Raw genomic sequence first — 13,271 nt, 5'->3', positions numbered from 1 at the left:
CGCGCGTGCCTGGGTGGAGGCCCACCCCACCGACCAGCGCGCCGGCACGATCCGGACGCGGATCGCGGACCGGACGACGGTGAAGTGGTTCGGCGGCTGGAACACCGACGTGCGGGCGGACGTCGACCGGTACGTCGGCGCGGCGGCGGCCGCAGGACAGCTGCCCACCCTGGTCGCGTACAACATTCCCGGCCGGGACTGCGGCGGGGCCTCCGGCGGCGGCGCGGAGGACGCCCGCGCCTACAAGGAGTGGATGGACCGGTTCATCGCGGGCATCGCCCGGCGGCCGGCGATCGTCATCCTGGAGCCGGACGCGGTGGCGCAGGCCGATGTGGAGCAGAACTGCCTCACGGCGGAACGGCGGGAGGCCCGCTTCGACATGCTGTGGTACGCCAACCAGCACCTCGACGCGCAGGGCCCGCACGTCCGGACGTACCTCGACGCGGGCAACGCGACATGGACGCTGGGCGCGGGTCGGGCCGACGACCCGGCGGACGGTGGCATCGGCCTGAGCGACATGGCCGACATGCTGGGGCGCTCCGGGATCTTCCTGGCCGACGGGGTGGCGGTGAACGTGTCCCACTACCACTCCACGGACGTGTCGAACGACTACGGCCGCCGCCTCGCCGCGCGCGTCGAGGAGCGGCTGGGCACCGACACGACCTGGGTCGTGGACACCTCCCGCAACGGGAACGGCGCCTACACCGTGCCCGGGGACGAGAGCAGCGATCTCGTCGGGTTCTGCAACCCGCCGCTGCGCAGACTGGGACCGTCCTCCCAGGTGGGTGAGGGCGGCGCCGCCTACTACCTGTGGATCAAGAACCCGGGCGATTCCGACGGCCGGCACGCGGACGACGCGCGCTGCCCGGCGGACGGTCCGCAGTACGCGGCCGGTTCCTTCTCCCCGGAGTTCGCCCTGCGGCTCGTCGAGGGCAGCTGAGGCGGTACCTTGCCGGCCGCCCCGCGCACGGGGCACCGGCCCTGCCCGGGGACGTGTCCGCGCACCGTCCCCGGGTAGGCGGACGCGAAGGTCCGCCGACGGAGGAGGGCAGGTGTTCGACGGCTTCGAGCTGACGCAGTGTGAGGGGGACGGCGCCCGCCTGCGGGTACGGCACGGCGGCACGGGGCCGCCGGTGCTGCTCCTCCACGGGCATCCGCGCACCCACGTCACCTGGCACCGGGTCGCCCCGTTGCTCGTGGCGGCCGGTCACACCGTGGTCTGCCCCGATCTGCGGGGCTACGGCGAGTCGGAGAAGCCTCCGACGGACGAGCGGCACCGGCCGTACTCCAAGCGCGCCATGGCCGCGGACTGCCTGGCGGTCATGCGGCGTCTCGGGCACGAGCGGTTCGCCGTCGTCGGGCACGACCGGGGCGCCTATGTGGCCACCCGTCTCGCTCTGGACCACCCGCGGGCCGTCGTCGCCCTCAGCGTGCTGGACGCCGTGCCCATCGGGGAGGCCCTGCGCCGCTGCGACGCGGTGTTCGCCGCCCGCTGGTGGCACTGGTTCTTCCTCGGACAGACCGCCGAGCCCGCCGAGCGCGTGATCGACGCCGATCCGGACGCCTGGTACAAGGGCAGCGCCGAGGAGATGGGCGCGGAGGCGTACGAGGACTACCGGCGGGCGATCCACGATCCGGCGACGGTGCACGCGATGTGCGAGGACTACCGTGCGGGTCTCGGGGTGGACCGGGAGCACGACGACGCCGACCGCGAACGCGGGCGGCGCATCGGCTGCCCGGTGCAGGTGCTGTGGGCCACCCGCGACGACATGACCGACCTCTACGGTGACGTGCCGGCCGTCTGGCGGCCGTGGGTGGACGGCCGGCTCGAGGGCGGGGCCGTCGAGTCGGGCCATCACATGGCCGAGGAGGCGCCGGACCAGCTCGCCCGGGCCCTGCTCGCGTTCCGGCGGAAGGCGTAGGCCCGCCCGCGGGTCCGCTCGGGCGCGGCGGCGGACGCAGGCCCGCCCCCGGGCCCGAAGGGGCGGGGACGGGCCGGGCGCCGCGGCCGGGCCTCGCGGCAAAGCCCCGGCCGGACGGAAGGGGACGGACGGTTCAGGAGCCGTACCAGGCGTTGTGGACGGTCAGCGCCGACCTGTTGCCCTGTCGGTCGGTGACCTGGGCGCGGAGCGAGAGCCCCTTGCCCTTCTCCGGGGTCCGCACCACCACCGTGCCGTGGTCGACCTTGACGGTGCGCCAGGTCCTGCCGTCGTCCTCGCTCACAGAGACGGCGAGCCAGGCCAGGTTCTTCCCGGCCGCCGCTCCCAGGACGGTCAACGGCAGCAGGACCGGCGTCCGTGCCGGGACACGGGAGGCGAGGTCGACGGGGGCGGTGAAGCGGACCGTCGACACCGGAAGGGCGGTCGTGGCCGCGACCTGCCCGGACCGGAAGGTGAAGTCGGTCTCGACGCGGGTGGTCGCGGCGGCGACGTCCGCCGGCCGGGTCGCCGTGGTGACCAGCCGGTACTCGGCGTCGGCGGCGTCGACCGTGAAGGGCCGCGTGCCGCTCAGCGGGTCGTCGTTCCGGCCCGCCTCGACCCCGTCGCGGTAGAGCGTCGTCGTGGCCGAGGTGCCCGCGGTCAGGCCGGCATGGCCCTGGCCGTCGGCGAACAGCGGCACGGATCCGACGATGTGCTGCTCGCCCGTCGCCGGGTCGGGGGCGGTGCGGAAGACGCCCGCCCCGTCGCCCAGGAGCGGCCCGAAGACGCCGGTGTTGAAGGTCTCGCGGTACGTCCGGCCGGCTTCGTACCGCTTCGGGCGGGTCATCTCGTAGCTGCCCTCGAAGGCCGGGTAACCCCACTCGTCGGGCTTGCCGAGCTGGTTGAACTTGGTCAGCCACGTGACGCCGTCGGCCGTGGAGACGTGGAAGGTGCGGGTGCCGGGGGCCGGCTGCGGCGCCGCGAAGCCGTTGCCCTCCGGCGCGCCCGGCAGGTGGGGGAACGGCGACGCGAGGGCGGTCTTGCCGGGGGCGGAGGCGCCGAGGCCGACGCGGAGGGTGGCCAGTTCGTCCGCCCGCACGTGCCGGGTGTAGCCGGTCGCGACGGTGCTCGCCGGGCCGCCGAAGGCCACCGCGTACTGGGTGGCGGGGTCCTTGAGGAAGTGCGCGTCCCAGGTCTGCAGAAGGGTGCCGTCGGTGACGGGCGGGCCGGCGTGGGCGGTGCGGAAGCCGGTGAAGCCCCGCAGGACCCAGCCGTTGCCGACGCGGCCGATCCCGGTGGCGCGTTCGTAGTACGTCCCGCCGTAGTCCGCCCGGTCGAGGCCGGGCACGGTGAGGTCCACCGGCCGGGTGGTGCGCGCGTCGGCGGTGACGGTGGTGTCGGCGGAGATGTCCAGCTTCGGCCGGGCGATCCAGTCGGTCCCTCGGGTGTAGTCCGAGGGGTCCTCGTAGACGGCCGTGTTGAGCGTGTACGAGCCCTTGGGCACGCGGATGGTGTGCGTTCCGGGCTCGTTGTCGACGCGGGCCTCGAAGCCGGCGGCGGGACCGGCGACGCCGGTCAGGGTGGTGGAGAAGTTCTCCGCGTCGGCGCCGTCGCGGCCGACGGCCCTGAGCGTGAGGTCGTACGACTCCGCCTCGCGGGTGGCGACCGCGGCCGTGCGGACGGTCGCGCCGCCGGGGGCGGTCGCGGTGAGGGAGGCGGAGTAGGTGCCGTCGGCCTCGCCGATCCGGGTGTCGGCGACGAGGTCGACCGCGGCCGTTCCGCCGGCGGGCACGGTCACCTTCGGGGTGGGCAGGGTGAAGAACCCGGCGGGGGCGGGCCTGCCCGCCGGGTCCAGGGCCGACACCGCGAGGTCGAGGGTGACGTCGGCGGTGCCGAGGTTGCGGTAGGTGACCTTGCGGGTGAGCGGCCGGTCGTCGGTGTGGGGCCAGGGCGCCGTGCCGAAGTTCAGCGAGACGGGTTCGGCGATCACGCTCTGCGCCAGGGCCTTGTCGGCCCTGATGCGGCCGGCGCCCTGCTGGAAGGCGGTGTGGCCGCCGTCCTCGGCGGTCCCGGTCAGGGCGCCCTTCAGTTCGGCGGCGGTCCAGTCCGGGTGCCGCTGCTTCAGGAGCGCGGCCGCGCCGGCGACGTGCGGAGTGGCCATGGAGGTGCCGTCGAGCCGCAGGTATCCGGGGGCGGGATGGGGGGTGCCGGGGCGGGTGTCGAGAGTGCTGCCGGGGGCGGCGGCCGCGGCGACGGCGACGCCCGGCGCGGTCACGTCCGGCTTGACGGCGCCGTCGCCGACGCGCGGGCCGGTGCTGGAGAAGGGGGCGATGCGGTCCTCGTGGTCGACGGCCCCGACGGTCAGCGCGGCGTCCGCGCTCCCGGGTGAGCCGATGGTCGAGGGACCGGCCTCGCCCTCGTTGCCGGCCGCGACGACGAAGAGGATGCCCTTCTCGGCGGAGAGGCGGTCGACGGTCGCCTCCAGCGGGTCGGTGCCCGGGCTGTCGGGGCCGCCCAGGCTGAGGTTGACCACGTCGGCGCCTTCGGCGGCGGCCCATTCCATGCCGGCGAGGACGGAGGAGTCGTCGCCGTGGCCGTCGTCGTCGAGGACCTTCCCGCTGATCAGCTCGGCGCCGGGGGCGACGCCCTTGTACCGGCCGCCGGACTTCGCGCCGGTGCCGGCGGCGATCGACGCGACGTGGGTGCCGTGGCCGACGCGGTCGGCGGTGTCGGGAGAGGCGGAGAAGTTCTTCTCCGCGACGACGCGGGTGCTCAGGTCGTCGTGGGTCCTGTCGACCCCTGTGTCGAGGACGGCGATCCGGACGCCCGTGCCGGTGTACCCGGACTCCCAGGCCCGGTCGGCGCCGATCTGCCGGGTGCCACGGTCCAGGCTCGCCGTGCGTACGCCGTCGAGCCAGACGGCGGCGACGCCGGGGGCGGCGGCGCGGGCGCCGGTCCGCTCGGAGGCGGTCAGCGCCTCCCAGACCTGGGGCTCGTCGCCCGGGGCGATCTGTACGGCTTCGGCGCCGAGGGTCGGGAAGGTGCGGCGCGTCCGTGTCTCGCCGGCCGCGCGCACCTCGGCCCGCGCCGCGCCCGCGGCCGCCCCCTCGTACCGCACGATGAGCTTGAGGCCGTCGCCATGACCGGCCCGCAGTCGCGGGTCGGTGAGCACGGTGAGATCGAAGAGGCGCTGGTCGAGGCGGCCGGTGGCGATCAGGTGCCGCGCGTCGGCGGGGACCACCAGGGTGCGGTCGCCGGTGCGCTGCACCTGGACGGGTATGCGCTCGCGGCCCTCGGCGGGCTCGAAACGCACCATGCGGCCCCGGGCGTCCACCACCAGGTGGTCGCCCGTGACGAGCGGGATCCGCTGGTGGCCGCCGGCGTGGGTGGTGCCCGGCGCGGCTGCCGGGGGCGCGGCGATCGCCGCCGCGGGGCCGGTCGTGCCTGCCAGCAGGGTCACGCAGGTGACCGCCGCGACGGCGCAGGCGCGGGTTCTCTTCACATGTGCGCGCAAGTCTCCCCCAGGGAGCTCGGGATGAGGTCGGGTGGTGTGTCCGGCCCGGGGTGCGGGGGCACCCGGCGACCGGTCAGCGCAGTATGCGAGGCGCCCGACGGCCCCCTCGCGCCGACAAGTTGCGGAATGACGCTTTCCGGCCATGCGCGGGGTCGTGTGTGCGATGGCGCCATGACGGCACTGTGACGAGGCCGTGACCGCGGTGCGATGCTTGCGCGACAGCGGTACGCGGCGGCCTCCCCGGGCCGCGTCCCGGGGCGGGCGCGGCGGGCCTGCCGCGGTCCGGTGACGTTCCGGCCGGGCCGCTCGCCTCCTCTTGGCCGTATCCGCACCCCTGGTCGGGGCCGCCGGTCGGTGCGCCGGTCGGGATCTCGGCCGGATGGAGCAGCGGGAGGGCGGTCCCGGCCCGGGCGGCGGATGCTGGGGCGGACCCTCATCCCCGGGTGTGCGTTCCCCCGGTGTCACGTCGAGAAGGAGTCTTTCGTGCCGGCACGTATCGGAACCCGTCCGCGCTCCCGCGCTCTCGCGCGCCTGACCGGCGCCGCACTCGCCGCCGCCGCGCTGCTCGGCGGTCTCGTCCCGGCCGCGCGGGCCGGCGGCACGCCTCCGTCGGGGGAGGCCCTGGACAAGCGGCTGGAGGAACTGGTCCGGACGGCGGGCGGACCGCCCGGGGCGATCGCGCTGATGCGGGTGGGGGACCGGACGGTGGTGCACCGGGCGGGCGTGGCCGACCTCCGCAGCGGCCGGCCGCCCCGGACGGTGGATCACATGCGGATCGCCAGTGTCGCCAAGGCGTACAGCGGGGCCGTCGCCCTGCGGCTGGTGGACCGGAGGCGGCTGAGCCTGGACGACACGATCGGTGAGCGGCTGCCCGTGCTGCCGGCGGCCTGGCACGCGGTGACGCTGCGTCAGCTCCTTCAGCACACGAGCGGGCTGCCCGACTTCTCGGCCGCTCCCGACTTCGTCGAGATCGTGGTGGCCGACCCCCGGCACCGCTTCGACTCGCGCCGGCTGCTCGACTTCGTCGCCGCCCGGGGGCTGGAGTTCCGGCCCGGATCCCGGTACGCGTACTCGAACTCGGACAACATCGCCGTCGCCCTGATGGCGGAGGCGGCGACCGGCGAGCCGTACGAGCGGCTCCTGGAGGAGCTGGTGTACCGGCCTCTCGGTCTGCGGAACACGAGCCTGCCGCGGAGCCCGCGGATGCCGAGGCCGTATCTGCACGGCTACGACGTCACGCCGCCCGCCCCTCCCGAGGACGTCAGCGAGATCCTGAGTCCCACCGGGGTCTGGGCCTCCGGTGGCATCGTGGCCACGCCGGCGGATCTGAGCACGTTCATCCGGGCGTGGGCGGGCGACCACGGGTATCTGTCGGAGGAGACCCGGCGCCGCCAGCGGCAGTTCCTTCCCGGCGCGGCCTCGGAGCCCGCCGGGCCCGGCGCCAACGCGGGCGGCCTGGCCGTCTTCCGGTACACGACGCGATGCGGGACGGTCTACGGCCACACCGGCAACTTTCCCGGCTACACCCAGCTGGCGGTGGCGACGGCGGACGGCGAACGGTCCCTCACCTTCTCGCTCACCACGCAGATCAACAAGACCGTCGAACCGGCCCTGCTGGCGAAGGTGCGGGCCGTGCAGGAGGACTTCGTCTGCGCCCTGCTGCGGAACTGACGTGCCGTCGGGCGGCCGGACCGCCGCCCGGGGCAGGATGCCGGCGGCCGGCCCCTTGGCTCCCTGCGCACCGGGACGGCGGATGGTGCCGTGGGCACGGCGCCGCCCGGGCGGATCTCCGGCGTGCGGGGATCCGCCCGGGCGGCCGTGCGGTCAGGCGGCGGTGTCGAAGGTGTAGTGGCGGGTGTGGTCCAGCATGTCGGCCGGGGTCACGTCGTTCCAGGGGCGCATGGTGTCCCGGAGGTCGACGACGTCCGGGGTGCCCGCGGCGGGCAGGTAGGGGGATCCCGGGTGGCGGGCCTGCCAGTCGGCCCACAGCTTGTCGATGAACGCGTGGTGCAGCCAGAACACCGGGTCGTTGGGGGACACGCCGGTGGCCATCTGGCCGCCGACCCACACGTGGACGCGGTTGTGCAGGTTCACGCCGCGCCAGCCTTCGAGGTGGTTGCGGAAGCCGTCCGAGGAGCTGTTCCAGGGGGCCGTGTCGTACGTCTCCATGGCGAGGACCGAGTCGACCTCCGCGCGGGTGGGCAGCTGGCGGCCCCCGGCGCCGAGGTCGCGGCGCAGGTAGTCGCGGCCGTCGACGCGGACGTTGACGGTCCACCGGTTGCCGGACCGGGCGAAGGGCCCGTCGGTGACCTGGCCGTCGCGGGCGCGGCCGGTGCCGCCGAGGAAGTCGGGCGCCCAGAGCGAGGAGCGAGCGGTGCGGTCGGCCGTCCAGTCCCAGTAGGGCAGGGTGACGGTGGTGTCGACGGACTGCAGCGCCCGCTCGAACTCCAGGAGGAAGCGCCGGTGCCAGGGCAGGAACGAGGGCGACCGGTGGCCGACCCGGTCGCCGTTGTCGGTGTCGCTCATGATGAAGGCGTTGTGGGTGGTCACGAAGGTGTCGTACCGGCCGGTGCGCTTGAGTTCGAGCAGCGCGTCGACGAAGCGCCGCTTCTCGTCGGCGGTGAGGGTGGCCTGGTTCTTGCGTACGGTCATGGTGTGCGGGCTCCGGATCGGATCAGGCGAGGGTGAGGGGAACGAGCGGGGCGCCCTGGAGTTCGCGGACCGCCGCGCGGGCGACCGCCTTGGGCGTGGCGAGCGGCTCGTAGTGGTTGATCACGCTGATCCAGGTGCCGTCGGCGTTCCGCATGACGTGCAGTTCCTCGCCGTCGATCGTCACGGAGTAGTCCCCCGTGTGGTGCCCCCCGTGGTGACCGCCGCCGTGTGGGGCGCCCCCCTTGATGCGTCGTCCCAGGTACACCTCGTCGAAGGCCGCCGGAGCGGGGCCCGCGGCGGCGGACCCGGCGGTCGGGGCGGTGCGGGCGGCCCCGGTGGGCGCGGTGGCGGCGCCGGCGGAGGCGGTGGGCCCGGCGAGGGCGAGGCCCGCGGCGCCGACGGCGGCGCCCAGGGCTGTGCGGCGGGTGATGGTGGACATGGAAAACCCCCTGTTGGTCTGCGCGCCAGGGGATTGGTCATATGCCCCCGGCAGGCCTCATCAGTACCTGGGGCCGTCCGCGTCCGGTTAATCGGGGCGGGCGGGTTGGCCGCGATACGGACAACCTGTCGTGAAAGGTGCAGGATTGAACGAAGTTGATCTTGCTGTCCACGGCGGCACCGAGCCGCCGTGGAGAAGTTCTTGCGGAGAACGTGTTCGATATGTGAACGATCTTTCGCGTGTTGGCCTCCGGTGTGGCGGGGTTCACGCCGCCAGACTGTCCGGAACGTGCGGGTGACCGTGGGGGCCGCCGGGCTCGGACAGCCGGTCCGGCCCCCGCGCTCAGGCGCCGGGAAGGAAGAGGCAGAACAGGTGGCCGTGCGGGTCGCGGAGGACTCTCACGTCCTTCTGCGGCTGGTACTCCTCCACCGTGGCCCCGAGGGCGCACGCCCGCTCGGTCTCGCGCTCCAGGTCGTCGACCTGAATGTCCAGGTGCGCCTGCATCTGCTGGCTGCCGGGCGTCTGCGGCCAGACCGGCCGCACGTGATCGGTCTCCAGCTGGAAGCTGAGGCCGGGGCGTTCGCCGTGCGGTGACCGCAGGCGGGCCCACGTCGCCTCCCGCTCGACCTCCTCCCAGCCGAGGAGGGCGCGGTAGAAGTCGGCCAGCACGGGCGGATCGGGGGTGCCGAGGACAAAGGCGGCGAGCTTCGTCGTCATGGGTCGGCGCCTGCCCCCGTCCCGCGCGCCGCACACGTGCCCGCGCCGCGACGCTCCGCCGGCACCGGCCCCGAGCGGCGCGAGGCGGGCCTCTCCGACCGTTCCGGACCGCCGCCGGGAGTACGGGGACATCCCTCGCCGGGTTCGGGGCAGGCGCAGAGGCATGCTGGGATTCGAGACGTTCACCCTTCCCGCCGTGCGCGCGCGGACACCGGAGCGACGGACCGGCGACCTTCCCCGGCGGGCGGGCGGAAGGCACCGGCGCTCCGGACGGCGCTGGGGGAGGTGGCACCGCCGGATCGTCGCCTACCGGGACATCGACCTGCTGCCCTCCCCCGCTCCCGGAGGGCGGGGCGAGGAGTGCCTGCTGCTGGTCCACGTGCGCCGGGTGGTCGGCCGGGTGACCTACCGGGCGTGTGCGCGGTGCGCCGAGGGGGTGATCACCGAGGTGGTGCTCGACCCGCCGTTCCGCGACTGCGGCCTGGGCACGAGGGCCCTGTCGCATCTGCGCGCCCGCTATCCGGGGGTCACCTGGCGCACCACGATCAACCGGCGCCTCACCCGTGACCTGCTGCGGCGGATGCGGGTTCCGCGGGCCGCCGCCGGTGAGGCCTGTCCCCATCTGTCCGTCGCCGGGGCCGCCCGTGCCGGGGCGTGAGGGCGGTCGGACGGTGACGGTACGACGAGGCCGCGAGGGCACGCGGACGGGGTCCGGGAAGTGGGTCGGAACGGTCGGCACGAGGTGCCGGGAGGCGGCGCGCGGCCGACGGGAGGTGCTGCTGCGGGCGGTACGCCGACCCGGCCCGGAGCGGGACGCGCTGCTGTTGCAGGCCAAGGGCGCGGCGGCCGCGGCGACGGCCTGGTGGCTGGCGTCCTGGCTGCTTCCGTCCACGGTCACGGCCTTCGCCGCGTTCACGGCCCTGCTGGCGCTGCAGTCCACGGTGTACCGGTCGCTGCTGGACTCGGCGCAGTATCTGGGTGCCATGGCCCTGGGGACGGGGGTGGCCGCCGCGTTCGGCAGCACCGCCGGTGTCCACGCGTGGAGCGTGGCGGTCCTCGCCTTCGTCGCCCTGACGGGAGCACGGCTGAACCTGCTGGGGCGGCAGAGCACCCAGGTCCCCGTGGTGGCGCTGTTCGCGTTCGCGGGCGGCGGTGGCGAGATCGACTACATCGGGCACCTGGTGGCGGCCGCGTCGATCGGGGTCTGCTGCGGTCTGGCGGCCCATGTCGCCGTCGCCCCCTCACCCCACACGGACACCGCCGAGGAGAGGACGGGCGACCTGGCGGCCCGGGCGCAGGACCTCCTGCGGACCCTGGCGTGCGCGGCGGCGGGCGAAGGGGCCGATGAGGCCTCCCCGAAGGAAGGGGAACGCCGGTGCGAGGAGCTGGCCCGTGAGGCGGTGCGGGTGCGCACGACCGTGGACAAGGAACAGGAGAACACCCGGCTCAACCCGCGCCGGCCCTGGAGCAGCGCGGAGGACACCCTGCAGCGGTGCCAGGACACGATCAGCATGATCGAACGGGTCGGCACGCATCTGCGCTCCGTCTCCCGGGCCCTCTCCCACGCCCGGCGCGCCACGGCGACCGAGGAGGTTCTGGCCTCCTACGCGGAGCTGTTGCGCTGCGCCGCCGCCGGGCTGGGCTGCCTCCGCCTCCCTCGGGGACCGGTGGACGCCGGCCGGCTCGACGACTGTCTGGAGGAAGCGGCGCGTCACTACGACGACGTCGCCGCGTCGGTGCGCCAGGGCCGCCTGGACACCCCGGGCGAGTGGCCCGTCTTCGGAACGGCCCTCACCGAGGCCGAACGGATCCTGAACGAGATACGCCACGTCCGCGACCGCGCGGACCAGGCGTGCCGGGCGGCCTCCTGACGTACCGCCCCGGCCCTTGCCGCGGCTCCGGCGGCGGGCGCCGCCGATCGGAATTGTCCTGACAGGTGCATGACTTCACGCGGGCGGGGGTCTACCGTCGGAGTTCCCAGGGAGGAGCTCCAACCATGGCCGCACGCGCCCCGGTTGGGTTCCCCGCTCCTCCCCGCTCCCCCGGCCCCGATTCCCGGCGCCGGGGTCCCCCACGGGTGAAGGGACAGCGATGCAGCTCTCCACATGGGTGAAGGCCGGCACCACCGCCGCGGTGACCGTCCTCGCCGCCGCGACCGCCACCGCGCCGGCGAGCGCCCTGGCGGACACGGGTCCGTCCGGCGTGAGGTCCTCGGCGGTCGTGACGCTTCGTTACGACGACAGCCGGGCCGGCAGCTGGGAGGCGGCGATCGCGGCCGGTGTCGCCTCCTGGAACGCGAACGTCGACAACGTACGACTGGTGGAGGCCGCGCCCGGCACGCGGGCCGAGATCGTCATCGTGGCCACCACCGGCTGGCCGCAGGCCACCCTCGGCCCGGTCCGCCCCGGCGGACAGGTCCGTGTCGAACTCGGCAGCCAGGCGGTCCTCCAGGGGTACGACAAGACCCGCATCGCCGCCCACGAGCTCGGGCACAGCCTGGGTCTGCCCGACACCAAGCCCGGGCCGTGCTCCCAGCTGATGTCGGGCTCGAGCGCCGGCACGAGCTGCCGGAACGCGGTCCCCGACGCCACCGAGCAGGCCCGGGTGGAGTCCCTCTACGCCTACGGCGCGGCCCGGCTCGTCCCGGCGGACGGGCGGACGCTGGTGGACGCCCCGTAACCGGGACCGTCCAGGGCGGGCCCGCCACGGCCACGTGGCGGGCCCGTCACGCGGGGGGAGGCGTCCGCGCACGGCGCGGGCCGGTGCGCCGCACGGTCCGTCACCGCGCCGGTCGTGAGGACCGGGACACCTCCGGTCCCGAAGACGGGCGTCGTCAGGTCCGGCGCGCACGTTGCGTCCGCCGATTGCAGGGCAGACGAACGCAGACGAACTCGGACACGACGACGGCCGAAGGAGAGACGATGCCGCAGGACCCCTCAGTGAGAGCTGTCGGATGGGCGCGATCGCTGCCGATCAGCAGCGGAGTGAAGACGGCACGGGACTGGACACGCGATCACCTGGCCGCGCTCGGCTGGCAGCGGACGGCACCGGACACGGTCGACGCGGTCGTCCTGGCCGTGTCGGAACTGGTGACCAATGCCCATGTGCACGCCCACAGCAACGCCCAGCTGATCCTCACCTGGGACGAGAAGTGCCTGCACGTGACGGTGCACGACGCCTCGACGCAGCTTCCCGAGCAGCGCAAGGCGAGTGAGGGGGCCCTCGGCGGGCGGGGGCTGCTCCTCATCGACGCCCTCGCGGACGAGTGGGAGACCAGGCGCTGCCCCCGCGGCAAGGATGTCACCGCCTGTTTCCAGCCACCCGCACCCCGGCAGCCCGCCGAGGAGTGAGGCGGCCCGCGACGCGTACCCGCCCCCGTCGGCCCCAACCTCAAATGAACCTCTGAACGTTCCCCCGACAAGATTCGAACGCCACGTGCGGGGCCATCACGTCAGGGACCGAAGGAGGGGACATGGGGGAACTGGTGAACGAAACCGGCAGAAGCCCACGGAACGCGCGGGCGGCCGTGGTGCCGCCCGGGGCCGGCCGGGGGGAGGCCGCCGCGGGGAAGATCCGCGGGGGGCGGCGGCCCGACGCGTCGTTCCGGCACGGCGGGAGCCGGTCCGGGGGAGGTGAGCGCGGATGACCGCGTTCGCCGTACTGGTGACGGTGGCCGTACCGGTCGCGCTGGTCGTGCTCGTCGTCCGGCTCCGCACGGTCCGCGCCGACCGGGGCGGCGCCGTGCACGACCTGGCCGAGGCCGCGTTCCTCAACGGAGGCCCGCCGCGTGTCGTGGACAGCGTCCTCGCCCAGCTCCACGACGACGGGCGGATCGGCGTCGGCGGCCCCGGCCTGGTCGTCGTGCTCCGCCCTGACCTGGCCCCGCGCGATCCGGTCGAGCGGACCGTCATGCGCCAGCTGGCCGCCGCGCCGAGCGGCGCCCTGCGCGACCTGCGGCTCGCCGTGATGCGCGACCCGGCCGTCCAGGAGATCGGTGACGGCCTGGCGGCACGCGGCCTGCTCGTGGACC

12 protein-coding genes are annotated in these 13,271 nt (G+C 74.7%); 8 read left to right on the top strand and 4 right to left on the bottom strand.

Features of this window, described 5'->3' with window-relative positions; translation table 11 throughout:
- Both RIF68_RS10910 and RIF68_RS10905 read left to right on the top strand, forming a co-directional pair.
- A partial coding sequence (locus RIF68_RS10910; RefSeq protein ID WP_309050975.1) for a glycoside hydrolase family 6 protein occupies positions 1 to 940 on the top strand: 940 nt, incomplete at its 5' end.
- 112 nt (positions 941 to 1,052) lie between these two features.
- Positions 1,053 to 1,922, top strand: coding sequence for an alpha/beta hydrolase (locus tag RIF68_RS10905; RefSeq protein ID WP_309050974.1), 870 nt, complete (start codon positions 1,053 to 1,055; stop codon positions 1,920 to 1,922).
- 133 nt (positions 1,923 to 2,055) lie between these two features.
- On the opposite strand, the gene RIF68_RS10900 is transcribed toward RIF68_RS10905, so the two are convergent.
- Positions 2,056 to 5,421, bottom strand: a complete 3,366-nt coding sequence (locus tag RIF68_RS10900) for a S8 family serine peptidase (protein WP_309050973.1) — start codon at positions 5,419 to 5,421, stop codon at positions 2,056 to 2,058.
- Between the two features lie 495 nt (positions 5,422 to 5,916).
- Here RIF68_RS10900 and RIF68_RS10895 point away from each other — a divergent pair, with 495 nt between their 5' ends.
- A complete protein-coding gene (locus tag RIF68_RS10895) occupies positions 5,917 to 7,104 on the top strand; it encodes a serine hydrolase domain-containing protein (protein ID WP_309050972.1) in 1,188 nt (395 codons plus the stop codon).
- A gap of 153 nt (positions 7,105 to 7,257) precedes the next feature.
- Here the strand turns inward: RIF68_RS10895 and RIF68_RS10890 are convergent, their stop codons facing one another.
- From RIF68_RS10890 to RIF68_RS10880, 3 genes are all read right to left on the bottom strand, one after another.
- A complete protein-coding gene (locus RIF68_RS10890) occupies positions 7,258 to 8,085 on the bottom strand; it encodes a tyrosinase family protein (protein ID WP_309050971.1) in 828 nt (275 codons plus the stop codon).
- Positions 8,086 to 8,107: 22 nt separating this feature from the next.
- Entirely contained in the window at positions 8,108 to 8,524 is a 417-nt protein-coding gene (locus RIF68_RS10885) for a tyrosinase cofactor (RefSeq protein ID WP_309050970.1), read from the bottom strand.
- Positions 8,525 to 8,866: 342 nt separating this feature from the next.
- Positions 8,867 to 9,241: a VOC family protein gene (locus tag RIF68_RS10880; protein ID WP_309050969.1), complete on the bottom strand. Its 375-nt coding sequence runs from the start codon at positions 9,239 to 9,241 to the stop codon at positions 8,867 to 8,869.
- Between the two features lie 163 nt (positions 9,242 to 9,404).
- On the opposite strand from RIF68_RS10880, the gene RIF68_RS10875 reads away from it, so the two are divergent.
- The 5 genes from RIF68_RS10875 to RIF68_RS10855 all read left to right on the top strand — a co-directional run.
- Positions 9,405 to 9,899, top strand: coding sequence for a hypothetical protein (locus RIF68_RS10875; RefSeq protein ID WP_309050968.1), 495 nt, complete (start codon positions 9,405 to 9,407; stop codon positions 9,897 to 9,899).
- A 13-nt stretch (positions 9,900 to 9,912) separates the two neighbouring features.
- Positions 9,913 to 11,112 carry an aromatic acid exporter family protein gene (locus RIF68_RS10870; RefSeq protein ID WP_309050967.1) on the top strand — a complete coding sequence of 400 codons (1,200 nt, stop codon included), beginning with the start codon at positions 9,913 to 9,915 and terminating at the stop codon, positions 11,110 to 11,112.
- 220 nt (positions 11,113 to 11,332) lie between these two features.
- Positions 11,333 to 11,920 carry a snapalysin family zinc-dependent metalloprotease gene (locus tag RIF68_RS10865; protein ID WP_309050966.1) on the top strand — a complete coding sequence of 196 codons (588 nt, stop codon included), beginning with the start codon at positions 11,333 to 11,335 and terminating at the stop codon, positions 11,918 to 11,920.
- Positions 11,921 to 12,162: 242 nt separating this feature from the next.
- Positions 12,163 to 12,591: an ATP-binding protein gene (locus RIF68_RS10860; RefSeq protein ID WP_309050965.1), complete on the top strand. Its 429-nt coding sequence runs from the start codon at positions 12,163 to 12,165 to the stop codon at positions 12,589 to 12,591.
- A 292-nt stretch (positions 12,592 to 12,883) separates the two neighbouring features.
- Positions 12,884 to 13,271 (top strand): TIGR04222 domain-containing membrane protein (locus tag RIF68_RS10855; protein WP_309050964.1); only part of this gene is annotated, 388 nt, incomplete at its 3' end.

It is taken from the genome of Streptomyces sp., assembly GCF_031178505.1.
In the GTDB taxonomy this organism is placed as follows: domain Bacteria; phylum Actinomycetota; class Actinomycetes; order Streptomycetales; family Streptomycetaceae; genus Streptomyces; species Streptomyces gulbargensis.
This window is presented reverse-complemented; position numbering and strand designations above follow the sequence as displayed.